25 protein-coding genes are annotated in these 24,350 nt (G+C 50.0%); 4 read left to right on the forward strand and 21 right to left on the reverse strand.

The genetic code is table 11. The annotated features are described in order from the left end of the window. Positions 1-73 precede the first annotated feature (73 nt). Together D0B88_RS00155 and D0B88_RS00160 are read left to right on the forward strand one after the other, a co-directional pair. The gene (locus D0B88_RS00155; protein ID WP_151054198.1) at positions 74-1,627 is read left to right on the forward strand and encodes a tryptophan halogenase family protein; all 1,554 of its coding nucleotides are present in this window, start codon (positions 74-76) and stop codon (positions 1,625-1,627) included. Continuing rightward, entirely contained in the window at positions 1,624-3,141 is a 1,518-nt protein-coding gene (locus D0B88_RS00160; protein WP_151054200.1) for a tryptophan halogenase family protein, read from the forward strand. The genes D0B88_RS00155 and D0B88_RS00160 overlap by 4 nt, the downstream gene beginning before the upstream one ends. 98 nt (positions 3,142-3,239) lie before the next feature. Here D0B88_RS00160 and D0B88_RS00165 read toward each other — a convergent pair whose 3' ends face one another. The 17 genes from D0B88_RS00165 to D0B88_RS00245 form a co-directional block, all read right to left on the reverse strand. After that, entirely contained in the window at positions 3,240-3,704 is a 465-nt protein-coding gene (locus D0B88_RS00165; RefSeq protein WP_151054202.1) for a hypothetical protein, read from the reverse strand. Positions 3,705-3,713: 9 nt separating this feature from the next. Further along, entirely contained in the window at positions 3,714-4,259 is a 546-nt protein-coding gene (locus tag D0B88_RS00170) for a flavodoxin (protein WP_151054204.1), read from the reverse strand. A 127-nt stretch (positions 4,260-4,386) separates the two neighbouring features. Continuing rightward, entirely contained in the window at positions 4,387-6,720 is a 2,334-nt protein-coding gene (locus D0B88_RS00175) for a TonB-dependent hemoglobin/transferrin/lactoferrin family receptor (protein WP_151054206.1), read from the reverse strand. Positions 6,721-6,889: 169 nt separating this feature from the next. After that, positions 6,890-7,414 (reverse strand): EF-hand domain-containing protein, encoded by a 525-nt coding sequence (locus D0B88_RS00180; RefSeq protein ID WP_151054208.1) that lies wholly within the window; start codon positions 7,412-7,414, stop codon positions 6,890-6,892. A 37-nt stretch (positions 7,415-7,451) separates the two neighbouring features. Then, a complete protein-coding gene (locus tag D0B88_RS00185; RefSeq protein ID WP_151054210.1) occupies positions 7,452-8,270 on the reverse strand; it encodes a DUF4198 domain-containing protein in 819 nt (272 codons plus the stop codon). Between the two features lie 130 nt (positions 8,271-8,400). Next, a complete protein-coding gene (locus D0B88_RS00190; protein ID WP_151054212.1) occupies positions 8,401-9,126 on the reverse strand; it encodes a hypothetical protein in 726 nt (241 codons plus the stop codon). Then, positions 9,119-9,934 (reverse strand): FTR1 family protein, encoded by an 816-nt coding sequence (locus D0B88_RS00195; RefSeq protein WP_151054214.1) that lies wholly within the window; start codon positions 9,932-9,934, stop codon positions 9,119-9,121. Before D0B88_RS00195 ends, D0B88_RS00190 begins: the two co-directional genes overlap by 8 nt. A gap of 1 nt (position 9,935) precedes the next feature. After that, a complete protein-coding gene (locus tag D0B88_RS00200) occupies positions 9,936-10,280 on the reverse strand; it encodes a cupredoxin domain-containing protein (protein ID WP_191966476.1) in 345 nt (114 codons plus the stop codon). Next, a complete protein-coding gene (locus tag D0B88_RS00205; RefSeq protein WP_151054216.1) occupies positions 10,264-11,676 on the reverse strand; it encodes a cell wall metabolism sensor histidine kinase WalK in 1,413 nt (470 codons plus the stop codon). Before D0B88_RS00205 ends, D0B88_RS00200 begins: the two co-directional genes overlap by 17 nt. Then, a complete protein-coding gene (locus tag D0B88_RS00210) occupies positions 11,673-12,332 on the reverse strand; it encodes a response regulator (RefSeq protein ID WP_151054218.1) in 660 nt (219 codons plus the stop codon). Before D0B88_RS00210 ends, D0B88_RS00205 begins: the two co-directional genes overlap by 4 nt. A 37-nt stretch (positions 12,333-12,369) precedes the next feature. Next, positions 12,370-13,041: a tetratricopeptide repeat protein gene (locus D0B88_RS00215; RefSeq protein WP_225318467.1), complete on the reverse strand. Its 672-nt coding sequence runs from the start codon at positions 13,039-13,041 to the stop codon at positions 12,370-12,372. 10 nt (positions 13,042-13,051) lie between these two features. Beyond that, positions 13,052-13,918, reverse strand: coding sequence for an SDR family oxidoreductase (locus D0B88_RS00220; RefSeq protein WP_151054220.1), 867 nt, complete (start codon positions 13,916-13,918; stop codon positions 13,052-13,054). A 15-nt stretch (positions 13,919-13,933) separates the two neighbouring features. Next, complete coding sequence (locus D0B88_RS00225) at positions 13,934-14,605, reverse strand: TenA family transcriptional regulator (protein ID WP_151054222.1); 672 nt, start codon at positions 14,603-14,605, stop codon at positions 13,934-13,936. Further along, the gene (locus D0B88_RS00230) at positions 14,592-16,157 is read right to left on the reverse strand and encodes an AMP-binding protein (RefSeq protein ID WP_151054224.1); all 1,566 of its coding nucleotides are present in this window, start codon (positions 16,155-16,157) and stop codon (positions 14,592-14,594) included. Before D0B88_RS00230 ends, D0B88_RS00225 begins: the two co-directional genes overlap by 14 nt. After that, positions 16,147-16,935: a thermostable hemolysin gene (locus tag D0B88_RS00235; RefSeq protein WP_151054226.1), complete on the reverse strand. Its 789-nt coding sequence runs from the start codon at positions 16,933-16,935 to the stop codon at positions 16,147-16,149. Before D0B88_RS00235 ends, D0B88_RS00230 begins: the two co-directional genes overlap by 11 nt. 157 nt (positions 16,936-17,092) lie before the next feature. Next, positions 17,093-17,872: a spermidine synthase gene (locus D0B88_RS00240; RefSeq protein WP_151054228.1), complete on the reverse strand. Its 780-nt coding sequence runs from the start codon at positions 17,870-17,872 to the stop codon at positions 17,093-17,095. A gap of 12 nt (positions 17,873-17,884) precedes the next feature. Continuing rightward, a complete protein-coding gene (locus tag D0B88_RS00245; RefSeq protein ID WP_151054230.1) occupies positions 17,885-18,115 on the reverse strand; it encodes a hypothetical protein in 231 nt (76 codons plus the stop codon). Between the two features lie 274 nt (positions 18,116-18,389). Between D0B88_RS00245 and D0B88_RS00250 the strand changes: the two genes are divergently transcribed. Together D0B88_RS00250 and D0B88_RS00255 are read left to right on the forward strand one after the other, a co-directional pair. Further along, positions 18,390-18,578, forward strand: a complete 189-nt coding sequence (locus D0B88_RS00250; protein ID WP_151054232.1) for a ribbon-helix-helix protein, CopG family — start codon at positions 18,390-18,392, stop codon at positions 18,576-18,578. Between the two features lie 41 nt (positions 18,579-18,619). Further along, a complete protein-coding gene (locus D0B88_RS00255; RefSeq protein WP_151054234.1) occupies positions 18,620-18,964 on the forward strand; it encodes a zinc ribbon domain-containing protein YjdM in 345 nt (114 codons plus the stop codon). Positions 18,965-19,127: 163 nt separating this feature from the next. Here D0B88_RS00255 and D0B88_RS00260 read toward each other — a convergent pair whose 3' ends face one another. The 4 genes from D0B88_RS00260 to D0B88_RS00275 all read right to left on the reverse strand — a co-directional run bounded on the left by D0B88_RS00260 (position 19,128) and on the right by D0B88_RS00275 (position 24,178). Next, positions 19,128-20,717, reverse strand: a complete 1,590-nt coding sequence (locus tag D0B88_RS00260) for an ABC-F family ATPase (RefSeq protein WP_151054236.1) — start codon at positions 20,715-20,717, stop codon at positions 19,128-19,130. A 172-nt stretch (positions 20,718-20,889) separates the two neighbouring features. Next, a complete protein-coding gene (locus D0B88_RS00265) occupies positions 20,890-21,315 on the reverse strand; it encodes a phosphate ABC transporter substrate-binding protein (RefSeq protein ID WP_151054238.1) in 426 nt (141 codons plus the stop codon). A 12-nt stretch (positions 21,316-21,327) separates the two neighbouring features. Beyond that, the gene (locus D0B88_RS00270) at positions 21,328-22,506 is read right to left on the reverse strand and encodes a porin (protein ID WP_151054240.1); all 1,179 of its coding nucleotides are present in this window, start codon (positions 22,504-22,506) and stop codon (positions 21,328-21,330) included. Positions 22,507-22,567: 61 nt separating this feature from the next. Then, entirely contained in the window at positions 22,568-24,178 is a 1,611-nt protein-coding gene (locus D0B88_RS00275; RefSeq protein ID WP_007644676.1) for a methyl-accepting chemotaxis protein, read from the reverse strand. Positions 24,179-24,350: the final 172 nt, after the last annotated feature.

Here is a 24,350-nt window from a genome sequence, read left to right on the forward strand (position 1 = left end):
CTGAGCATTAGGGTTAACTGAGCACGGCAGGACGCTCTTGAGCAAACTTGACCACATAATAAGAGGCACATAAATGAGCAAGAGCGTTCTGATTGTTGGCGGAGGAACCGCCGGTTGGATCTGCGCCGCCTATATGGCGCGGATGCTGGCGGCGGACACTCCTGGCGGCGTAACGATTACGCTGGTCGAGTCTGACGAAATAGGTATCCTCGGCGTTGGCGAGGGTACCTTCCCGATTATCCGCAAGACCATGAGCCGCATCGGCCTCGATGAAAGCGCGCTGATTCGGGAAGCCGATGCCACCTTTAAACAAGGCATCAGGTTTAATAACTGGAAGAAAAATCCAGCCGATGATCCCCAGGACACCTACTTCCACCCCTTCCAGGTTGCGTCCCAACATACCGACATGGACCTTCTACCCTATTGGCTGCTCGGTGTGGCCGGAGACGTACCCTGGGCCGAGGCCTGTACGGTGCAAGAGCGGGTGGTGGACGCCAAGCTGGCACCCAAACTGATTACTCACCCCAATTACAATGCGCCACTGAACTACGCCTATCACTTTGATGCAGGGAAACTGGCGCAAGTGGTATGCCGTCAGGCCATGGCGATGGGTGTGAAGCGGCTGATCGATACCATCGACGATGTGAAGGTTGATGAACAGGGCATCGCCTCAGTGCAGGGGCGAACCCACGGCGAACTCAAAGCCGACCTCTATATTGATTGCACCGGGTTCCGCGCGCGGCTGATCGGCGAAGCGCTGGGCTCGGAATTTACCTCCTACAAAGATCAGTTGTTCTGCAACCGCGCGGTGGCCATGCAGGTGCCCTATGATCGGCCCGATGCGCCCATTCCCTCCTGTACCTATACCAGCGCGCAAGATGCGGGCTGGATTTGGGATATCGGTCTGCATAATCGTCGCGGCGTCGGCTATGTCTATGCGTCCAATTACTGCAGTGACGATGAAGCACTGGCCACCTTAAAACGCTATATAGGCCCTGCTGCCGATAATCTTAAACACCGGAAACTGGCCTTTGAAGCCGGGTTTCGCAAAACCCAGTGGCATAAGAACTGTATCGGCGTTGGGCTGTCGGTAGGTTTTATCGAGCCACTGGAAGCCACCGGCATCAGCTTTGCCGAGGTTGCCGCGCTCATGCTGTGCAATCTGTTTCCCTGGTCGGGCGATTACGAACGCTCGGCCCAGCAGTTCAACCAGGCCATGACCAAGCGGTTTGAACATGTGATCGACTTTATCAAGCTGCACTACTACTTGAGCGAGCGCACAGATACCGCGTTTTGGCGCGACAATCGTGCGCCCGCGTCGGCCTCCGATTATCTGAAAGGCAAGCTGGAGCAATGGCGCCACCGGCCGCCATCCTTTCTCGATATTGATGCCAGCCATGACATTTTTGATGAAAACAGTTGGCAGTACATCCTTTACGGTATGGGGTTCAAGACCGACATCAGCGCCCGCGCTGGCGCGTTGCGGTTTTATGACGACGCCAAACGGGAGTTTGAGAGCATTCGCCAGCAGAGCAACAAGGCGATGACCGCTGTACCCAGCCACCGCGACCTGATCAATGAAGTGGTGGCAAGAGGGTTCCGTAACGCATCCGGCGGGCAGCGATGAAGCCGGTGAACAATGTCGTCATTGTGGGCGGCGGCACCTCCGGCTGGATGTGCGCCGCCGCCATTGCGCGTATGGCGCCGCCCAATGCGTCCATTACGCTGGTTGAATCCGAGACAATAGGGGTGATCGGTGTTGGCGAAGCGACCATCCCGCCATTACTGGAATTCAACCAATTTCTCGGGCTGGACGAGCACGAGGTGCTGCGCGAATGTCAGGGCACCTACAAACTCGGCATCGAATTCGTTGACTGGCTTGACCTTGGCAAACGCTATTTCCACCCCTTTGGTTTTTACGGGCGCGATACCCCGGAGTTTGCTTTTCACCAACTGTGGCTTCGTTTGCGAGCAGTCTCAGAAACAGGCAAAGCACCTGCCGACTTGGCGGGAGACATCAACGACTACAACCTCTGTGCCATGGCGGCTCGCCTTGGGCGCTTCACCCAACCGCAGGGCGGTAGCGATGCGATTTTGTCCACCCTGCGTCACGCCTATCATTTTGACTCCATGCGCTACGGTCAGCTGCTGCGCCGCTACGCCGAGCAACGCGGCGTTCGCCGGGTGGAGGGTTTGGTAGATAGCGTCCAACAGCATCCGGATCACGGCATGATCGAGTCGGTGACGCTGGCTGACGGCCAGGTGCTGGCCGGTGAATTGTTTATCGACTGCAGTGGTTTTAAGTCCCTGCTGATTGAAGGCGCGATGAACAGCGAGTTTATCGACTGGAGCCGCTACTTGCCCTGTGACCGGGCGCTCGCCCTTTCCACGACCGGAACGGGCGCGCCAGATCCATTCACTCGCGCCACAGCAGACAATGCCGGCTGGCGCTGGCGCATTCCCCTGCAAACACGCATGGGCAATGGTTATGTCTATTCAAGTGCATTTGCCGATGAAGATCATGTACACCGGGCACTGCTTGTCGGCGCCGAAGGCGAAGCACTGGGTGAGCCGCGACCACTGCGTTTCCGCACCGGCCATCGCCGCCTCTTCTGGGAGAAAAACTGCGTTGCCATAGGTCTCGCCGGTGGTTTTATCGAACCATTGGAGTCCACCAGTATTCATCTGGCACAAATTGGCATTCAACGGCTGATTAACCTCTGGCCGGGGCGAGGCATCAATGCAGCGGAGATTGCACACTACAACCGGATAATGACCGCCGATTACGAGCGGCTCAGGGATTTTATTGTGCTGCACTACAGCGCCACCCAGCGCCGGGACACCGAATTTTGGCGCTACGTTGGCCATATGAAAATTCCGGATACCCTGGCATCCAAGCTGGAGATTTTTCGCGGCAGCGGCCGGGTTATTGCCGCGCCAGACGATTTATTCACGCCCCACAGTTGGCTGGCAGTCATGCTCGGGCAAGGCATCAACCCCACACATTACGATGCACTGGTGGATCGCGTGCCCGAGACTGCGCTTATTCAAAACATGCGGCATTTGAAAGAATCTATCGCCAAAACAGCAGCCGCATTGCCGAGTCATGAGGCTTACCTCAAGCGCTATTGCGCCGCATAACACAAACAAAGCGCAGACTAAGCGGTGGTTTATACCACTACAGCCCATCCAGTTTTTTAACCGCTTCATTTCACCGGCGCTTTTCAGCGCCGGTTTTTTTAATGTACGGCTTGCTGCTGCAATGCATCTTCCGCAAATAATTGATTCATCCAAATATCGCGCTGCTGGCTGTTGGCATGCACTAAATTAATGATTGGTTTTAACAGCTGTTGTGTCAGGGTGGTAGTTGCATAACACTCCAGCGTTTGCCGCGCTATATCCAGCACCCCCAACAACACGTCGGAGTGGTGGGTTTGACACAAACTGTAACCATACTCAAATAATGTGCGCACATAATTTTTAATCGCACAGTTTTTACAATCTGCAATATGAATTAATAATTCAGCCTGACAATAGGCGTGCTGATAAGCATCGACAGCGGCATTCCAATCCTGCCGATGAAGTTCACTGCGTGCGTTGTCCAGCAAATAACGCCAGCGGTAAATCGCCTGTGCCAACATATGTTGGTGTTTGGTTTTAACACTAGCCTCTATCGTTTCTGTAGCAGTATGTATGGTTCCCATATACCTCTCCTAGGATGCCAAGGCACAGCATTCATATTCACTGACTATTTGATTTACCCAGGTGGCTACACGCCTATCGGTTAATTCAAATTGTTGGTCTTCATCTATTGCTAAACCACAAAATTCCGTTTTACTTTCATTTAATGCCAGCGATGCCGCCACTTTATATCCCTCTGCTGGCCAATGGCCGATGACCTGTGCGCCCGTTGCTAATACACGCTCGTATAGCCAGCCCATAGCATCGACAAAATAATCACCGTAACCGCGCTGATCACCCAAACCATAAAGCGCTACCACCGCTTGGGATAAATCAGTGAGTTGTAAATCTCCTTCAAAATCTTCCCAGTCCTCTTGAATACCCCCAAAATCCCACGTGGGAATTCCCATCACCAAAAAGCGATACTGTTGCAGCACCACCGAGGTAACGTCGCACACATTCATCATGTCCACGCTGTAACCATAACTGCGCAATGCCTGTGCGATTTTTTCTCCAATCTCTTGTGTGTTACCCGTGTCTGTGCCAAACACCAAGGCGATATTTGCTTGCGGCGCCATAGATAATTTCCTCTTTCTTTGCGTACAACTCCCCTGCGCGATGCAACTATCGCGCAGGGAATTTCTACTTCCCTAAAATAAACAGATAAATTAATAGATAAATTAATAGATAAATTAATGCGTTTTATTAAAACACGTAACTCACACTCGCTTTGAAATTGCGCCCCGGTTCTGCATAGCGATTAATACCATCGCCACTGACTCCACCGCGTGCACCACCAGCGCCCTCGGTGACAAATTGCACCCGCTGCCAGCGCCAATATTGTTCGTCGGTAATGTTGTACAACCCCATGGTGATTTTTAACGCGGGCGTAACCTGATAGCGCCCTTGCAAATCAAACAAGGTAAATGCATCGGTTAAAAATGCCGCGCCTTGGCTTTGTGTGCCGTTAACATCAGTCACCACTACATCATCCGCATTTTTACTGCCTGAGCGAGTCATGCTAAAACTCGCCGCCCAGCGACGATCATCGGGTTGGTACTCAATACCAACAACACCCGAGTGCGGCACAATACTTAACAGCGGGTCGCCATTTTTCTTTTCGCCTTCGTTGTAGGAGTAGGCAAAACGCAGCGCGATATTGCGATCCAGATTCCACTGCCCATCCATTTCAAAACCTTTCACTACCACCTCGCCACTATTAACCGGCATGGTGTAGTCATCGCCCGTTGCATTAGTGCAAGTACCGCGACTACAGCTTTGAAAAACCGTATCGTTTAAACGTGTGAGAGTTTGGGTTTCAATAAAATTGCTGTAGTCGTCGTGAAAAATAGCGGCGTTAATTTGCACACGATGATTGGCAAAACCATAGCGCAACTCTTTATTCAAACTTTCTTCGGCTTTCAAATCGGGGTTGGCGACCGAATCCCATAACAGCACCTCCTGCCCTGTTGCCGCATCCGTTCCTACACTGGTCACTGTGGTGTAATAAAGATTTTCGGTAGAGGGCGCACGAAAGCCAGTTCCCAGTTGCACAGCGAGGTGTTGTTGCGCGGTAAATTGATAATCCGCACCTAATTGCCAGGTCGCCTGCGTAAAGTTCACATCGCCAATAGTGGCCGATGCATCCTGATACTGCGCGCCCAATTCCGGTGAATAGTCAAAACTGTCAACCCGCGCCCCCAGGTTAAATGTCCACGGGGAATTAACCAGCACCAGTTGATCGCGCACAAATCCATGCCAATGAGTCACTGCAGTTTCCGGTACAAAGTCCGGGTCAACTTCCACCAATGAAGCCGTATTACTGGTGCCGATATAACGGGTATCGATGGAGGCATAATTCACATCGCGCACTTCTGCACCCAGGCCGTAGATTAATTCCTGTTCCAGTGCAGTGCCGGCGATATTTTTACTGAATTTAAACCGCGTGGTGTGAGCATCCTGCTCGTAGTAACGATCCTCCGAGCGATAACAGGGCGATACCCCTTGTGGGCAGGTAGTGGAATTAAACAGCATCAAGGTATAACCACTGTTGTAGCTGTTTTGATAATCGTAATTCCAATCAAACACATCAAACCAACGGGACTCGGCAAGCCATTGGTAATTCACGCCGATGCGATCGCGCTCGTTGTCGTCATCCGTAGTGCGCGTTAAATAACTCGCATCCACACGCGATAAATTATTGAGCTGTGAATTCGCACGATAGTGTTCAGCAACCATTCCTAAGCGATGGGATGGGCTGGCATAAAAATACAATTTGACTAACGCGTTGGTGGATTCTGCCTCGAGCGGGTCGGCAATTTCGCGCGCGCCACCGGTAATATTTTCACCCTTACCATACACTTCCAATTCATGACTTTGACGCTGGGTGAGCACCAGTAAACTCTCCCAGGCACCGGTGCGATTGGCGAGTGTTGCGCTGAGTAAGGCTTCATCAGAATCACTGGCGTAGCCGGTTTTCAGGCTGAGAAACGTGTCGTCGCCCTGCGCTGCCAAATAATCTGCCGGGTCTTTGGTGACAAACATAACCGCGCCCGACAAACCACCACTACCGGCAGCGATTGAATCCGCGCCTTTAATAATTTCTACCGATTTCAGTGCGTCTATATCCAACCCGCCGCGTGTGGAGCGAAAAAAATCGTAGGCTTGATAGCTCGCCGGATCGAGGGTTTCACCCATGGATAAACCATCTACAGTCATGGCTACACGATCGCCATCCAAACCGCGAATATTAAAACCATTAGCGCCAAACCGGCCTATATCGCTCACACTCACGCCAGGCATATAGCGCACCAAATCATCCAGATCGGTCACTTGCTGATTATCCAATGCCTCGCGGTTTACTAACTGACTGGATGGATGCGCCGACTCTTGTTCAGCTTGCGCCGTGACCACTACTTTGCCCAATTTCTTTTTTTGTGTGCCGGCCTGCACCGAATCGGCAGCTGACACCTGAGCAGATGCAAGCACGGCGCACGCCATAAATGCAGCGAGTAAATTACGGGGAAACAACTTTTTCATTTTATCCTCATTAACCAATACAACATCGTTTTTTATATGCCGAAGCGCTTATGGCAATTCGGCACGCATATTTTTTTGGCTAACAAGGCACACTCTTTTATGAGTTTTTGATTTTTCTTTTTTTGGAGATAAAAATTTTGGGGTGATCAAGTGGTAGGTGAAAAATTATTTACGGTGTGGGCAATGGATCTTGCTCGTTGATGACACCATCCTTATTTAAATCCCAGCCGGTGAACATCCGTGTTCCTGAGACAGCAAATTCCTTCACCGTAAGATCTCCATCCTTGTCCTTATCCAACACCCCAAACCGCACATGGGCTTGTTTGAGTTGTTTGGTTCTATGCTCTTTTTGCTCCTCAGTCATACGCGCGACAAACTCCTGCACATACTCGGCTTCATCAATACGCTGATCCTGATTGCTATCCATAGCACGTAAATGTGCCGCGCGCGCCTGATCAAATTCGGCGCGAGTTAAAACGCCATCACCGTTTTGATCGTAATCCTTGATAAAACTCTGGCGATGCCCGGCACTCGCGCCGTGACTGCGCTGATGCGGGGTAGCACTGTGCGCTTTTTTAGCTGCTGCCTTAGGCTCCGGGTTAGATTCTGATGTGGATTCTGGTTTCGGTGCTGATTGGCAGGCGGTTAATAGCAACAATGCCAGTGGCAGTACAAAATATTTTTTAGCCATCATAAAAATTTTCTCGTCATCAATATAAATGTTGGAAAAATTACAGCGCCGGTTGCACGGCAAAACTCAGGGTGTAGATGTAACCGTAATTAGGCGCCTCAGCTCCCTTGGGTGCGGGTGCACTTTTGCGCAGGTGCAGCAAATAAATACCGGCGTTATTGAGTTCAACACTGGCCTTGCCGCTGTGATCTGTAGTGGTGGTGTATGCAGGTTGTTGCTGTTGAGTGGAATCCTGCGCGCTAAAAATACTGACAGGCTGATTCACCAGCGGTTTGCCATCCAGCAATACCGAAAATTCAAACTTCTCACCCGCATATAAATCATTGGGGTGAGTGATGGGTACCAACTCCAAACCTTTGTTATAGGGTTTCAGCGCGCTAGTGTCCGGGGCTTTTAAAGTCACATAGGTTTCCGCGAGGGTGACAGATTGATAGTGATCGAGCAGCTTGTGCCCTTTGGGCAAAACCTCTTTGGGGTCGCGGGTGTGTTTGCGTTCACCATTGAGTTCATACATGCGAAATACCGCACCCAAACGTGTGCCGGTGGTGAAGCGATAGGTGCCCTCCTGCTGCGCTTGATATTCCAGCACACTGCGGCTGGTAAATTGCTCCACCCGCGCGGGCGCCACCCAAACACCAGCCGGTGTTAGCACCTGAAAATTGCCGTTATCAAAGGCCACATCGGAGTGGAAAAAGGTTTCAGCAAACCCCGCATCCAGGCTGATCCAACCCTTGTGCGCAGGTTCAAAGGCGGTGGGGGCGATGAACGGCGTGTGGGCATATACCGCCGAACAAAAACCGAGAACGAACATAAAAGAAAGGGAAAACGCGAGCAGGGTAAAACCTGATAAAGCTTTCATCGATGGCTCCTGTAAGACCCAGCTGCTGCCAGGGACAATGAATTAGGGAGCCAATCATACGCAAAGATGAGAACCGTTATCAATACAAATGATAACAATTCTTGTTTGACAGGTTAAGTCAACCGGAATACTAGAACTCGAACTCAAGCCCAAAGCGCAGGCTGGTGTCCGGTGTTTCTGCATCCAGACCAAACATCAGGCCCAGCTCCCAGCGCAGCTGCTTGCGGCCACCCAATTTCTGGATGCCCATTAGCGCCGGACCGGCGGCCCAATCCTGATCATCCAGATAAATTTCCAGTGCAGGCTCCAGTGCGGCGGAATAGCGATAACGAAATTGAGCGCGCAGTGCGGTTTCCACTTCCTCTTCGATATCTGCGCCGTATTCGTATTCGACTATAGCGTTGGCCGTCGCCACCCAGCGGCTGCCCAATTCTTTAGCCCAAAGTAAACCCACCGCCAGTTCGCGGCGATCAATATCCCGCGCACCACCCGCCTCCACCAAGAGCCCCCAATCCGCCCAGTACTCACCCTGCTCGGTGATTTGCCATTTTAATTCCGCTTCATAACCGCGGATTTCTTCACCGTCGTGGCCGATGGATTCACTGAGCAAATACACTTCGGTGAAAATTTTATCGCTCCACGCGTAACCCACGCCCACGCGGTTTAACAAAATATCCTCGCCGCCCAGATCGCGTAGGGTCGCGCCGTACTCCAATTCGCGCTCGCCCTGTTCAACGTAAGGCTGGTAAACACGGGTGATATCGGCATAAACAGGTGCGATAAAAAAAAGCGCCGCACAGACGGCACTACCCAGCAGAGAATATTTAATCCTTTTTTTAATAATTGTTTTAATCATGGTTTTGATCTCGCTTGCGCCATACACCACCCACCACTGCCTGCACTACCAAAAACAATCCTGCCAATAAAATCGGGGCAATCGCGGCGCCATAAAAAATAATTTGAATCGGTGTGGGCTGAGCGTCGTAACCGAGCAGTGCATACAACAGCTCACCCAACCAACTTTGTTCGGCCACAATAAAACTGCTGTCCCACAGCGGCTCTGCTGAATCCAACAAACCAATTTGCAATAATTGCTTGGCAATTTGCATGGATAAACCACCAGCCAATAAGGTAGCAATGACTAAAAATGTTGGCAGAAAAAATTGGCGACGCATAAACACTAACAGGTAATAGGTGATAGCGCCCAAACTCAAACCGATTCCCGTACCGATTATCGCGCCGATTAACGCAGAGGTGAGCGCATCGGGTTTCTGGGTAAAACTGGATAAATAAATCCAGACTTCAGAGCCTTCACGCATTAGAGAAAAACTCACAATAATCACAAACAATAGCGACAGGCTTAAGCGCTGCAACGTTTCTTGTTTGTACAACTGCGGCATCAACATTAGCGCAAGCAAAATAAAACTGAGTGCTACCACAGCATATAAACCGGCGTTAAGTATTTCCTGCCCGGTACCCTCCAGCGCGTCGGCAATCGCATAGGCATTGTGTGCAAGAAACCATGAACCCAGCACACCTATCAGCAACGCCCACAAACTCCACACCAGCCGCAATTCATATTGCCGGCTGAGTGCGAGCAACAGGCTGAACATCAGTGCCGCCTCTAATACTTCGCGCAATACTAACAACACGGCATCGACCATATTACTGCTCCACCCGAATCACACCCTGCGCGGTCTTGGGATTAAACTCGCCAAAAAAAGGATAATCGCCCGGCTTGAGCGGGCCAATAAAAATTGTCGCTTTGGCACCGCCCATAATTACTTTTTCACGATTGAGTTCGTAACTTTCAAACTCTTCGGGTGTTGGGTCCTGATTGATAACCAGTAATTTAATTTTGGTATTGGCGGGCACGACCAATTGCGAGGGATAAAATAAATGCCCACGAATCTCAATAGTGAAAGTCGGCACTTCTGCCTGTAAAAAACTGCTTAGCAATAACAGCATCAACCCCACACAAAGGGGAAAAGTATTAGCTATTTTTTTCATTGTGATTATCTCTACTAGCGCCATGCTCAATTTTTTTAATCGTTACCGGTGCAGCAATGGCCGCAAAGGTCACTATGGCTAACAGGCCGTGATCAAAACGCGATTGGGTGAGCGCAATCTGTGCGTTATGCAACTCCACCACCTGCTGCACAATTGACAAGCCCAAACCGCAACCGGGCGTTTGTGAATTGTGACGATCCCCACCCACCCGATAAAAACGATCAAATACCCGCGCCTGTTGCTCAGCAGGAATACCGGGGCCGTTATCCATCACCTCCAACACTACATCCTTGCCGCGCAGCCAACTATTCACCACAATCAAACCGCCCGCCGGGGTGTATTTAATGGCATTGCCAAGTAAATTATTGAGCAGCGATGCCAGTGCTGCACGATCGCCCAGCACCCAGCACTCATCGCCATTAAATTCGATCTGGTGATTTTTTTGCGCGAGTGATGCACTGCAATCCACCACCGTTTGTTTTGCCAGCATGGTTAAATTCACCGGCTCAAAGCGGCCCATAAAATGATCTGGCGCGGTGCGGTTGAGCAGTAATATTTGCTCAACTAGATAACTCATGCGTTCAATACCCAACTGTAGTTTCACCACCGATTCCGGTGCTGGATGCAATTCCCTGGCTAAATTTTCGCAGTGAATTTTGAGTGCGGCGAGCGGTGTACGCAGTTCGTGGGCCGCATCGCCAGAGAAACGTTTTTCACGCGCAAAGGAGGCATCCAGGCGGCGCAACAATTCATTGGCCGATTGTGCCAGCTGCAATAATTCTACTGGCATGTCACGCTGTTCAAGCGGATGTAAATCTGTCGCTTCACGCTGACGCAATTCCCGCGCGAGCTTGGCAACGGGGCGCAAGCCCACACCGGCCACCGACCAGATAATTAGCGCAATTAATGGCAGCGCCAGCACCATGGGGTAAACCGCTTGCAAAATCATGGATTCTGCCAAGCGATAACGCTGATCATCGCGCTCGGCAATAATGTACCAACTTTGTTTGTCGCTACTGGCGGTGACTAATAAATGCCAGCGGTAATTATTAAAATTAAAATAGCGAAAGCCCTCCTCCAGCGATACCAGAACTGTATCTGGCATGGCAGCCGAGCGCGCCAATAATGTTCCATCATTATTAACCCATTGAAATTCCAAGGAGGATTCAACATCGCTGGCACGCGCCGGAAATTCAATGACGCGATTTGTATTGCCCGTTATTGCATGCAATGGCAAGGCATAATTTAATAAATCTACTTGTTGTAATAAACGTTGATTAAATAAACGTTCCGCTTCATCCATACTGCCGAGATAACCGCGCACCGCCGCCGCAAAATTTGCCAGTGTCACTATCGCCACCAACACAATGACCAAAAAACGGCGAATGGATTTCACGGCTTGGACACCATGTAACCAATACCGCGAATAGTGCGAATAAAATCGGCGGGCAATTTTTTACGCAAATTATGAATGTGCACTTCAATCGCGTTACTCGCCACTTCATCGCCCCAGGAATACAATTTTGCTTCCAATCCCTCGCGGGTTTGAATCACCCCGGCGCTTTCCATCAGCGCTTTTAACAGCATATATTCGCGGCGCGATAAACTGAGCGGCACCCCATCCACACTCGCTTCATGCTGCGCAGTATTAACCGCGACAGAGGCAATGGTAATCACAGAGGAAGAGGCTGTGCCCAAACGCCGTTCCAGTACCCGCAAACGTGCGAGCAATTCATCGAGCGCAAAGGGTTTAGTGAGGTAATCGTCGGCGCCGGAATCCAGCCCTGCAACTTTGTCGGTGGTGGTATCGCGTGCAGTAAGAATTAATACCTGGGTGTGCAATTTTTTTTGTCGCACCCGTTTTAATACCTCCAGCCCGTCCATATCGGGTAGGCCCAAATCCAGCAGCAAAATATCCGGCGGCTCAGCAACTACCTGGGTGCACGCCGCTTTGCCATTGTCCAACCAATTAACGGCAAAGCCAGCGCGTTTTAATGCACTGACAATGCCGTCGGCGAGCAAACTGTCATCCTCTACCAGCAATATTTGCATTCAGCATTCCGTTAACGTAATTCGGTGGGGAACCCGATCATAAATGTTTTTTAGCCTTTGCCATGGCCGCTGTAATTTCACCTTTGCGCCCGGCATCGGCAGATTCTCGACCAGGGCGCGGCGCGGCTTGCAGTGCTTTTTCAAACGCTGCAATTGCCTGTTGATATTGTTTCTCTTCCAACAGGTAATCGCCGTAAAAGTAATTGGAGTCTATGCCATCCGGATTATAGCTCAAGCCTTTCAGCAGCATTTCTTTGGCTTTTTTACTATCGCCAAAACCCACCGGCCAACCGGGCACTTGATAGTAGAGTGAACCAAGGCTGGTATAGGCGGAACCCTGCATGGCATCCGGCTGCAATTTAATGGCCTGTTCAAATAATTTTTTAGCCTGCTTGACTTGATCCAGCGCACCCAAACCGCCTTTTGCTCCAGCGTAGGTGGAGCGAATAATGCCTTCCCATATCAAATAAGGCGCCGATTTATTGGCAGCGGTTAATTGTTGTGCCTCGCTCACCAGTGCGGCAAAGGCTTTTTCTTGCTGCGCCTCGGGGGTGGAATATTTAATCTCGGCCCAGCGGGTTTGCAATTGTTGTATATCACTGGTTTCATCGGCATAAGTGTTCATTGCCAAACCACTCATGGTTAAAAATGCCATGAATCCCAGCATGACGCTTTTCAAGATTGTGTTGTGTATAAAATGAGTTTTCATAATCGCACCTTTAGGATAAACGGGTTGAAGTAGTTGCATTAGATTCTGCGGCAGGAGCAGATGATGCCTCCGATGCAGATGAGGATTGTGCATAACGGCGAATAACCGGTAATTGTTTGCGCAGCGCACCATCAATAAGGCGCGGAAAAATACTGTTGATGCGCAAAAATAATCGCTCCGGCCAACCAATATTGCGATCGCGCATTTGTGTTGCAGACAACATTTTTTCGGCTACCGAAGCAACCAATTCAGGTTCATCTTGCGCATTACCCAACTCGCTATTTAGCGCACACACCGCCGAATTATTAATGCTGGTATTGGTGGCGCGCGGAGCGAGATAAGCCACTTGCACTGCACCATCGCTCAACTCGCGCCGCAGCGCTTCACTAAAACCACGCAATGCAAATTTACTTGCACAATAAACCGCAAAACCAGGGTAGCCCAGACCACCAAAACTGGAACCTATGGTGAGAATACGCCCACTGTGCTTGTGCAAAAACGGCAGCACCAAACGCGTCACTAAAATAGTGGCAGTGACATTGGTATTAATAACAGCTTCAATTTGCTCCGGCTCGTTGTTGGGCAAAAGCCCAAACAAACTAATGCCCGCACAATTAATTAAGATATCTACCGGCTGTGGCAAAGCAATTAATGCAGTGCGAATACTTTCCCGCCCGGCATGGGTTGCAATATCTGCAACCAGCGTAAAACCTTTATTCTTTTGTAAGTCTAATTCCCTCGCTAAAGCATTGAGTGTGGGCGCCGAGCGGCCAACTAAAATTAGTATCGCCCCTTGATGGGAGAGACGACGCGCAATAGCCTGACCAATGCCACCCGTGGCACCGGTGAGCAACACAATTTTTCCGCGGATAGTCATAATCTGCACTCCCCATTAGGCGGCTTGCGCCAAAGGTTTTTGCTCAATAGAGCGAAAAATATTGCCGTATAGAGTGAAAAACATTTTTGCGGCGTGGACTATATCGTCCCTATCTTTTTGCTCAGTCAAGCCATTCATTAACTTTTCAAAAAACACCATGTGCTCCAAATCCAAACTGCCGTGTGAGCGCAAATACGAAAACGCTTTATTCGGCAAGCCCAAGTGTTGCTGGATAATATCCGCCGCTTGCGTCGCCAAATTAATACTGGTGCCTTCCAACACCAGCACCATGCCAAAAAATGCCATGGGGTTATTGCGCATTACCGTGTCGTAGGCGTAGGCCACCATTAATTCAGTGGCTGCATTGGGGCAACCATGGCGCACCGTATCTTTATCCACACCGCAGGCAGCAAGGTCATTTAAAATCCATTCCTGATGCCCCAATTCTTCTTCAATATATTCAGCAATCGCTTCACGATAATTTTCTTTTTCAGCAGGCAAGCGACCACCCACCGCCATCAATAAAGGCACTGTATGCTTCACGTGATGGTAAGCCTCGGTCAGGAAGGCGATATATTCCTGCAGGCTAAATTGCCCCAAACCAATACAGCGCTGGATAATGGGCGCACTCAATAAATAATTACGCTCAACCGCCGTTTCTGCTTGTAACCGATCAAAAAAGTTCATGGATTGCTCCTGCAGTAGTGCTGCTTGTAGAGGGGTAAGAGGTAGAGAGCTGAGAGGAAGAAAGCTCAGAGGCAGTGGAATAAACCGTATCAATCAGTTCGGCATAAACAGCCTGAATCGCCGTGCGACGCAAACGTCCGTTGTCGGTTAACAGCTGATTAACGGGAGTAAAAGCTTCGCGAGCAATAATGAATTTTTTCACCTGTGCATAATCAGGTAAGGTTTGATTAATGCGCGCGATCTCGGCGAACAATTGATCGGTAGAGCTGGTAGGTGTAGGCACAATAATCGCGCTGCAAAATGGTTGGGCATCACCCACCACCATCACTTGTGTAATCGCAGGGCTCAGAGTCAGCTCAGCTTCAATCCACTCGGGAGAAATATTGCGCCCGAAACTGCTGATCAAACAATTTTTTTCGCGCCCGGTGATAAATAAAAATCTATCACTGTCGAGATAACCTAAATCACCAGTATTAACCCATTCATTATTTTCATGCTGGCTATTGAGATAACCACTAAACCCATTGCCACGAGTAAAAATTACACCGTTTTCAATACGCACTTGCACATGGCTGAGCGGTTTCCCCACACTGCCAATTTTATTTTCCAGCGGAGAATTTAAACTTACCACCGACGCACATTCAGAGAGGCCGTAACCTTCATACACCGGAATACTGCGAGCGCGCGCCTGGGCAATTAAACTCGCCGAGGTTTTTGCGCCGCCCACCGCCACAAAGTGTAGCGAGTCTGGCAAGCTAAAACCCTGTAGGCTGGCAGCAACCAAACCCTGCAGGATTTGCGGCAACAAAATCAAACTATTGGGCTGGTATTCGTGGAGTTTTTGCAGCAGTGTTGGTAGCGATAGCTGTGAGCTGCCCGTCAGCCCTAGCTGTACACCGGGCACCACAATAATTCGCTTACCCAAATACAGTGGCACATACACACCGGCAATATTTTCTAACAAGGTGCTAAGCGGTAATAAATTCAAATGACAATTTAATTTTTTATCTGCATCGGGCGCTGCATAAATACGCTCTGCCAAGGCAAGGGTGACATTTTCCAATGCAGCAGTTGAAAGACATACACCTTTGGGTGAGCCGGTAGTGCCGGAGGTAAAGGTAATTTTGGTGATATCTGCAATGGCGACGGCGTTAGAGGCATTCGCTAAATCATCGAGATAGATATTGGCGAGTGGAGAGTTTTTTCGGTCGCTGATTTTAGCTACCGGTGTTATATCACCACACATCAGCAAACAGGATAATTGCGCATCGGTTATTACATACTGCAGTTGTGTCGCCGAAAAAAAACGCGGTAGCGGCACCAGGGTGATATTCGCTTGCCAGGCGGCAAGGTCAGCCACAATCCACTCAATGGAATTTTCGCCCCACAATCCGGCGCGACCAATATTTTGCGCGACCAACCAATCTGCCAACTGATTAATTTGCGTCGCAAGCTGCGCATAAGTCAGTTGAACATTGTGGCCGGTTAAGGCAATTTTTTCTGGAGTGGCGCCAGCATGATGATAAATCGCGGCGAGAATTTTATTCATCATTCTGCTCCAGTGAAGTGCTCAGCTCGATTGAACTTTTCGTCGCACAACTTTCATTTGCTAATAGAAACTGTGCGCAAATTTTTTCAATCGGACGACTGATGGCGGCAACGGTCGCGCGGTACATCGGGTTTTTGCGCGCGGCCATCATCGCCGGGCGATTATCACCAAACATCACTTGCGGCTGATTGTTGTAGTAAGTGCCCCAACTGGCGCCGCCATCGGGCAACACACTCGGATCCGCATCGGCCAATACCATGGGCGAATAGCGCAAACGCGCGAGTAGCGCTTTTACTTCGCGGGTGCCGGTAAACAATACATAGTGATAACCCAAACGCTCCAGCACTTCACCAATCACAATAAACAGCAACAAACTGCTGCCCTTCCAGGTGGAAACCAAGTTGCCAACCTCCACGATTTGCTCGCGCGCTACCGGCACGCCGAGTTTATGGCTAATCACCTGCTCGATAGGCGCTGCCAAATACTGCTCCGCAAACAACTTGCCACTGCTTGCCGGTGCCAAGCCCACCGCCGCCGAATATTCACCACCACAACGCAGGCTGATGAGGTTGGGCAGGAAGTGAGTAACCTCGGCGCCATGTACTGCCGAAAAACGCGCATGAATATAAGCCTCCACCGCTGCACGCTCAGGCGAAGCAAGGGTTTGTAGACCAAAGCGGGGAATTCTGATTTGCGGCAAGCGCGGCATATGCCACTGACTGGTGCTGTGTTCAGCCAAGTGATCGCTGTTTATTGGCAAACCAAGAGACAAGTCTTTCATTACTGCACCCTGAAGGTTGGAAACCGGAAGTTCTTAGGGTGCAGACTAGGGAAGGAAACTTAAGGGAAAATTAAGGAAAAACAAAATAAGAGGGATAAGTGAAAATCGCGGCAAATGCGCTGCAGTCACCCAGTAAGAAACCTAAATAGTAAGGAACCTAAATAGCGACAGGTTTAAGCCGGTGAAACAGCGGCATAAAGGTTTCGTTGAGGATTTTTTCCATTTTTTTCAACTTACCCGGCGCGCCATCGTAATCGACCGAGGTTGATTTGCCGGCAAATAAAATGTGATTGCCGAACTCGCCAGAACACACTAACAGCGTGGAGAAGTGTTCAGTCAACGCAATAAAAAACGCGGAACCAGGCTCAGGAAGGCGATGGAAGTTAATTACCAGCCAACCATGTTTAGTGAGCGTGCGACAACATTGTTGGGCGAATTGTTTCTGCGCCTGAACCGGACTCATATGATAAGCATCGTAGAGGTCGGCAAAAATAATATCGGTACTGGCATTTTTACTGGACTGTATTTGCAGTCCGGCATCTTCAATAGACACCCACACCCGTTCATCGTCGGGAATATCAAAATAATCGCGCGCTATGTCGTACACCTTGGAGCGTAATTCCACCACATGAAAATCGCAGTGCGATAAATAGTGATGCAGGCTGCGCAACAAACTGCCACCGCCTAAACCCAATAAAGTAGCGTGGCGCGGCTGCATAAACCCCAATACCAGCATCATAATGCGAATATATTCATGCACTACAGCATGGGGTTTTTCCAAATAAAAACCACTTTGTTCATAAATGGAATCAAAACTGAGTACCCGATAACGCGGGTAATCCACTACCAAAATATTGCCGTAGGTATCGCTGGTGCTGTGGACTATTTTTCCTTCTGGCATAGCGGAAGCACCTGTGAGCAAAAATTTCAGTTTCATCTGGCGCTCGTTTTAAAGAACAACGTTCGCCTGCTTGATGCCTAAAGTGCGCATCAGCAACAAACATTGATTCGCATCGGTATTGGTCAAAACCACATCAAATTCATTGGTTAACAAAAAACTTTTGCCATCGTTCTCGCGCACCCACACCACCCACTCAGCAAGGTCAGCGGGATTACGCATCATCTCCACCTGAAAACTTTCATTGGCAGTTAGCTTGGTTTTTATTTCCGATATTTTCATAAGGTGTAACCAGACTCATATTCCAGACAGCAGCAATTAACCCCGGGCCATGGCAGACATGAACTATGAGCTGGGCTTTTTAGTGTAACACCAGAAGCATATAATGATAATAACATTATAATGTTATTATCATTTACAGGCTGGATGTGTAAGATAGGAGGCTTGGGGAAACGGCACATTTCAGAGCGATATACCGCTAAAATGCGCCCCGAAATACTATTTAGCGCCCAATACCGGCAATAGCATCACCTCAATAGCTGACGAGACTCCCGTTATGGAACAGAAAACCGCGCGTTTGACTGTGTTGATAGACCCAACCAAAAAAGATGCCTTTGAACAACTGTGCGCCGAGCAGGATGTGACGCCCTCGCAAGTAGTGCGGCAACTGATTCGCGAATATCTGGACAAGCATGGCGTTAGCTACGCCAATCAACCGTCCAATGGCGCGGCTAACAGCAAATAACCCCCCTTTTCACCTTTACCCTGTTAACAAAGAGATCACTTATGAGCCAGCTCCCACCCTGCCCCAAATGCAACTCCGAATATACCTATGAGGATGGCGGCCTGTTAATTTGCCCGGAGTGCGCGCACGAGTGGTCGAAAGAGGCAGTAGCAGCGGGCGTAGCTGAAGAAACCTTGATCGTGCGCGATGCCAATGGCAATCAGCTGAACGATGGCGATTACGTGACCGTCATTAAGGATTTGAAAATCAAAGGATCATCGTCGGTGGTAAAAGTCGGCACCAAGGTAAAAATTAATCGCCTGGTGGATGGCGATCACGACATCGACTGCAAAATCGACGGCATTGGCGCGATGATGTTGAAATCGGAATTTGTGAAGAAGGCTTAGATGTGAAGAAGGCGTAAGGCAAATCCCCCCTAGCCCCCCTTTTTCAAAGGGGGGAATTTGCTTCAATACCCCTTTTGAAAAAGGGGGTCGGCACAGCCGGGGGGATTTGCTCTTGCTCCCCCTTTGAAAAAGGGGGCTGGGGGGATTTGCTTTTACCGGGGGACTACATTGTGTAAATACCCTGACTGCGCAGGTAATCCTCGTAGTTGCCGTGGAAATCGATAAGACCGCTGGGTTGCATATCGATAATACGGGTCGCGAGCGAGGATACAAATTCGCGGTCGTGGCTGACAAAAACCAGTGTGCCGGGGTAATTTTCCAGCGCGAGGTTTAATGCCTCGATGGATTCCATATCCAAGTGGTTGGTGGGTTCGTCCATCAACAATACATTGGGGTTGATCAGGCTGAGCTTGCCAAACAGCATGCGGCCTTTTTCACCACCGGATAATACTTTTACGTTTTTCTTCACGTCATCGTTGGAAAACAACATACGACCGAGAGCGCCGCGCACTAATTGCTCGTCGCCTTTGGTCCACTGTTTCATCCAATCAAACAGGTTGGTGTCGTAAGAAAAATCTGCCGCGTGATCCTGCGCAAAATAACCAATTTCCGCTTGCTCAGCCCATTTCACTGTGCCCGCGTCCGGCTGCAAATCGCCATACAAACAGCGCAGCAAGGTGGTTTTACCGGCGCCGTTGGGGCCGATAATCGCGATGCGCTCACCCGCTTCTACTTGCAAGCTCAAATCGGTAAACAGTGGGCGGTCGTAAGCTTTACTTACCGCTTCCAGGGTTACTGCCTGGCGATGCAACTTTTTGTTCTGGGTAAATTTGATGTAGGGACTCACACGGCTGGAGGGCTTAACGTCATCCAACTGAATTTTGTCGATTTGTTTGGCGCGCGAGGTGGCCTGTTTGGCTTTGGAAGCGTTAGCCGAGAAGCGGCTCACAAAGGTTTGCAGCTCGGCTATTTGTGCTTTTTTCTTGGCGTTTTCGTTCAACAACTTTTCGCGCGCCTGGGTGGACGCCATCATGTAGTCGTCGTAGTTACCGGGGTAAACGCGCAGCTCGCCGTAGTCTAAGTCCGCCATGTGGGTGCACACCGAGTTCAAAAAGTGACGGTCGTGCGAAATGATAATAATGGTGCTATTGCGCTGGGTGAGCATGCCTTCCAACCAGCGAATGGTATTGATATCGAGGTTGTTGGTCGGCTCATCGAGCAAGAGCACATCGGGATCAGCAAACAATGCTTGCGCCAATAACACCCGCAGTTTCCAGCCCGGTGCCACCGCGCTCATGGGGCCAAAATGTTGTTCGATAGGAATATCCAGGCCGAGCAGCAATTCACCGGCGCGGGACTCGGCGGTGTAGCCGTCCATTTCGGCAAAAGCCACCTCCAATTCCGCCACGCGCATGCCGTCGTCTTCGCTCATTTCCGGCAGGGCGTAAATGCGGTCACGTTCGGCTTTTACCGCCCAGAGTTCGGTGTGGCCCATGATCACCGTATCCACCACCGAGAATTCCTCATAGGCGAATTGATCCTGTTTCAATTTACCCAAACGCACGTTGGGTTCCAGCATCACTTGACCACCGGAGGGGTCCAAGTCGCCACCCAAAATTTTCATAAAGGTGGATTTACCGCAGCCATTGGCGCCGATCAGGCCATAGCGGTTGCTGTTATTAAATTTGACCGAAACATTTTCAAAAAGCGGTTTGGCACCAAATTGCATGGTGATATTGGCGGTGGAGATCAAGGTAATTTCTCTGCGACTGTGCGACTAAATAGGAGTAACTAGGGATAAGTGGGTAAAAAAGGCGCGCATTTTAGCCTAGTTGGGACAGCAACAGGGATTTAGTGACGAAATTAGTGGATAAAAAAGCCCGCAGGTTGCGGGCTCTGTAGCGGGAATAGTTGCATTGAGGCGTTTAGGGCACTTTGAACACCACTTTTACTGAGGCATCCACCACGCTGGCATCCACATAACCAATCATGTTGGTATTGGCGGCAACCAAGGCTTTTACGCCGGCATCATCACCACCGTCTTTGGGCGGAGTGCCCTTGCCGGTAAACACCAACTGCGACCAATAGGCTTTGTATTGGCTGGCATTTTTTTTACAGACCGTCTCATTGAATTTTTCCCGCACCGCTGAACCTTCGTTCTGATTAATGGGCACGGCTTGCGCACCACCGGGAAAACTTTTGCTTTTGCCGAGGAACAAGCGTGCAATATCATCCTCGGTGAGGCTTTCAATACCCGCCGAGGGGTGCACTATAACCGCGACTTCCGCCACACAAAGTGCAGGCAGTGACAAGGCCGCAACCGCGATAAGAGAACCTAACCATTTTTTCATGTTGATCGCCCCCTAGAATACGGTTTGCACAGCAACGGAATAGACTTTTTGGTCGCCACGCACCTTATCGTCTACATCGTCAATCTGTAATTTAAGTGCAACACCCGAGGCGACATCCCAACGAGTTCCCAATGAAATTACATCGCGCTCATCCGCTTGCGCAGCGGCAATCGCATTGAGTGTGCCAATCAATTGTGCCGTTTGTTGTGCAACAGGAATTCCCTCCACTAAATTCACCGCTTCGTCTTTGGATTGTGCGGCCGTTACATGGAATAACCAGTCGCCCGTGCGCACTCCCACCATCACATACTCGCGAATATTTTTGGCGAGCATGGAATTTTCCGGCTCAAACTCCACATGCTCTGCTGCTGCCACAAAACGCCCGGTGTCGATAGTGAAACCAATTTGCGCAAAGGTGGCCTTTTCCTCCTCCACTAATATGCGCGGGCCGACAAAACTGAAGGACGCAGGAATGCTGCCGATAAACTGCCCCAAGGTTAAACCAGGCATCAGGGCCGCACCGGTCACATCCACACTTAAATCCGCTTCGTGGTACGCCGCGCGCAAATTCCACCAATCTTTACCCAGCGTTGCCGCGATCCCCATTTGATTGCGGGTTTGGGCATCGCTGGTTACGCCATCAAAATTAAATTCGTCATCAAAACTGCCAAAATACACTTGTACGCTGGTATCAAAAATTCCCAGTGTTTGGGTGGCATAGAGGTCGATGCCATCCACATTATTGAACGGTAAGTAATACACTTCTTGCGGCGGTGTTATCCACCCATAGCTGTAACCCACGTCAAGAAAATCGGAGTAAATATAAAACGGGGTGCGCAAACGGCCGGCGCGGAGTTTAATACTGTCGGTTGCCTGCCAGGTTAAATAGGCCCACTCCGCATTCACTTCGTAGCTGTCATTTTTGCGCGCGATTAATTGCGCTGTGGCTGACACTTTTTCATTGACTTGCCCCGTAACTTGCAACCCCAGCAAGCTGCGATCGAAGGTGAGGTCTTCCTCGTAGCCACCGTAATTGCCGCCAGAGTCAAAGTCGTCATCGACCATACCGCCGCCCACGGATAAAAAGCCGGAAAAATTAAGTTCCGCCGCCTGACTGCAAGGCACTGCCGCTGCGAATAATATGGCGAGCGCGAGTGTATTTTTTTTACGAGCCGAACTGTGTTTTCTCATTGATTGTCCACTCCTGATGTTAAGCACTTCCTGTGCCCCGGTTCCTTGAAAAACTAATCGGTTAAACGCGAAATTGACTGGCAACCTTATGCAGCTCATGGCTGATGTGATCTATATCGCGGCTCACTTCATCCAGCTCATTAGTGCTGGTAGTGACCAGTTGGGTATTGTGATAAATACCATTCACATGCTCGGAAACCTGCGCAAAGGTAACTGTTTGCTCCTGAGTCGCGGCGGCAATTTTTTCGTTGATGCTGCTGATAATGTCCACATTATTTAAAATAGAATTCAACACTTCACCCGAGGCAGTGGTTGCCTCCACACCGCGATTAGCGCGCACCACACTGCCCTGCATGGCAGTCACTGCACTGGCCGATACTGCCCGTAGCTCGCCAATCACTTTATGAATTTCTTCGGTCGCCTGGCGTGTGCGCACCGCCAGCCCGCGCACTTCGTCTGCCACTACCGCAAAGCCGCGCCCGTGCTCGCCAGCGCGCGCCGCTTCAATCGCCGCATTGAGTGCGAGCAAATTGGTTTGATCGGCAACGTTTTGAATCGTATTTAATAATTTCCCCACATCAGCCGAAAACTCTTCAAAGCGATTCACCACATTTGCTGCACTGCGCACCTCCTCTGCCAAGGTGCTAATAGTCGCCACGTTGGTCGCCAGGGTTTCTTTGCCGCGCGCTGCAGCCGAGCTGGCATCCTGCGCTTGCGCTGACGCATTGCCTGCAAACTCGGCAATTTCATTTACGGTTTGTAAGAGATCGTCAATCGAGGAGCGCATCGCCGCAATCGCGCCAGCCTGATCATTAATGCGCACTAAATTTTGACTGCTGGAATTGGTGAGCCGCGAAGCGACTTGCGCGAGCGCACCCACATCGTTACTGACATTGCCAAATGCACCGTGTAGTTTTTCTACAAATGCGTTGAAATATTTCACCAAATATAAAATTTCATCGTGCCCGGCGTAATGGATACGCTTGGTTAAATCGCCCTCGCCTGATGACATTTCTTTTAACGACACGGTCACTTCATTGATGCTGGACGTAATTGAACGGCTGATAAATAAACTGATAATTACCAACGCAATCACCGCGCAAATTGCAATCAGCAGTGCGATATGCGCAGCGTTTTGTGAAGCGGAAACTGTTTCGCTAATGGATTCATTGAAGCGTTTGGCCGTTTCACTTTTCATGGTGGCAAGTGAGTCGCGCAGCTTTTGCAAACGCTCGGCGTTGGCGGCGGCCTCCACACCTACTTTTTCAAAATCCACGGTGTTATTGATAAAACTTTGTGCGATACGTGTTGCGGTGGTGTACCAGGCTTCCAATTGCGCATCAATCCCCTTCACCTGCGCGGAAAGGTCACTGCTAAGGCTGGATAATTGCGCAAGATTTTTACGGATTTCCTCATAGTGCGCCGCAGTTTCTTGCAACACCTGCGCATCACCGGTGGTTACCGAACTATTAATTTGTTGTTCCATCAGCAACAGCGAACCGAGATTAATAGTGGTTAATTCAAGTGTGGGATAAATACGTTGTTCTACATCCGCCAAACGGCTGCTATTGGCGCGCTCAACCCACATGGAATAAACCTGACTAACAACAAACCCAAGCAGCGCGATACTGACTAAGAGCATCAGCTTTTTGGCAATGGTCAAGCGAAGCATCGGTGCTACCTCAGAACACAGTAATTGCTTTTGGGTATAGCAGCAGCCCAGACAATGCGCAAAAAAACGCCGCCACATATCGGGAAGGGAGCCAAACTAATTTATTTTTTAGTGTGTTTAATGCTTTAAAAAAAATGCCTAATCACTAATGGCGATTAGGCATTTTTAAAAT

It is taken from the genome of Cellvibrio sp. KY-YJ-3 (assembly GCF_008806955.1).
GTDB lineage: Bacteria > Pseudomonadota > Gammaproteobacteria > Pseudomonadales > Cellvibrionaceae > Cellvibrio.

Bases quoted from the DNA above. Each gene is read 5' to 3' on its own strand.
- D0B88_RS00155 (WP_151054198.1), top strand. From the start codon at position 74: ATGAGCAAGAGCGTTCTGATTGTTGGCGGAGGAACCGCCGGTTGGATC.
- D0B88_RS00160 (WP_151054200.1), top strand. From the start codon at position 1,624: ATGAAGCCGGTGAACAATGTCGTCATTGTGGGCGGCGGCACCTCCGGC.
- D0B88_RS00165 (WP_151054202.1), bottom strand. From the start codon at position 3,704: ATGGGAACCATACATACTGCTACAGAAACGATAGAGGCTAGTGTTAAA.
- D0B88_RS00170 (WP_151054204.1), bottom strand. From the start codon at position 4,259: ATGGCGCCGCAAGCAAATATCGCCTTGGTGTTTGGCACAGACACGGGT.
- D0B88_RS00175 (WP_151054206.1), bottom strand. From the start codon at position 6,720: ATGAAAAAGTTGTTTCCCCGTAATTTACTCGCTGCATTTATGGCGTGC.
- D0B88_RS00180 (WP_151054208.1), bottom strand. From the start codon at position 7,414: ATGATGGCTAAAAAATATTTTGTACTGCCACTGGCATTGTTGCTATTA.
- D0B88_RS00185 (WP_151054210.1), bottom strand. From the start codon at position 8,270: ATGAAAGCTTTATCAGGTTTTACCCTGCTCGCGTTTTCCCTTTCTTTT.
- D0B88_RS00190 (WP_151054212.1), bottom strand. From the start codon at position 9,126: ATGATTAAAACAATTATTAAAAAAAGGATTAAATATTCTCTGCTGGGT.
- D0B88_RS00195 (WP_151054214.1), bottom strand. From the start codon at position 9,934: ATGGTCGATGCCGTGTTGTTAGTATTGCGCGAAGTATTAGAGGCGGCA.
- D0B88_RS00200 (WP_191966476.1), bottom strand. From the start codon at position 10,280: ATGAAAAAAATAGCTAATACTTTTCCCCTTTGTGTGGGGTTGATGCTG.
- D0B88_RS00210 (WP_151054218.1), bottom strand. From the start codon at position 12,332: ATGCAAATATTGCTGGTAGAGGATGACAGTTTGCTCGCCGACGGCATT.
- D0B88_RS00215 (WP_225318467.1), bottom strand. From the start codon at position 13,041: ATGAAAACTCATTTTATACACAACACAATCTTGAAAAGCGTCATGCTG.
- D0B88_RS00220 (WP_151054220.1), bottom strand. From the start codon at position 13,918: ATGACTATCCGCGGAAAAATTGTGTTGCTCACCGGTGCCACGGGTGGC.
- D0B88_RS00225 (WP_151054222.1), bottom strand. From the start codon at position 14,605: ATGAACTTTTTTGATCGGTTACAAGCAGAAACGGCGGTTGAGCGTAAT.
- D0B88_RS00230 (WP_151054224.1), bottom strand. From the start codon at position 16,157: ATGATGAATAAAATTCTCGCCGCGATTTATCATCATGCTGGCGCCACT.
- D0B88_RS00235 (WP_151054226.1), bottom strand. From the start codon at position 16,935: ATGAAAGACTTGTCTCTTGGTTTGCCAATAAACAGCGATCACTTGGCT.
- D0B88_RS00240 (WP_151054228.1), bottom strand. From the start codon at position 17,872: ATGAAACTGAAATTTTTGCTCACAGGTGCTTCCGCTATGCCAGAAGGA.
- D0B88_RS00245 (WP_151054230.1), bottom strand. From the start codon at position 18,115: ATGAAAATATCGGAAATAAAAACCAAGCTAACTGCCAATGAAAGTTTT.
- D0B88_RS00250 (WP_151054232.1), top strand. From the start codon at position 18,390: ATGGAACAGAAAACCGCGCGTTTGACTGTGTTGATAGACCCAACCAAA.
- D0B88_RS00255 (WP_151054234.1), top strand. From the start codon at position 18,620: ATGAGCCAGCTCCCACCCTGCCCCAAATGCAACTCCGAATATACCTAT.
- D0B88_RS00265 (WP_151054238.1), bottom strand. From the start codon at position 21,315: ATGAAAAAATGGTTAGGTTCTCTTATCGCGGTTGCGGCCTTGTCACTG.
- D0B88_RS00270 (WP_151054240.1), bottom strand. From the start codon at position 22,506: ATGAGAAAACACAGTTCGGCTCGTAAAAAAAATACACTCGCGCTCGCC.
- D0B88_RS00275 (WP_007644676.1), bottom strand. From the start codon at position 24,178: ATGCTTCGCTTGACCATTGCCAAAAAGCTGATGCTCTTAGTCAGTATC.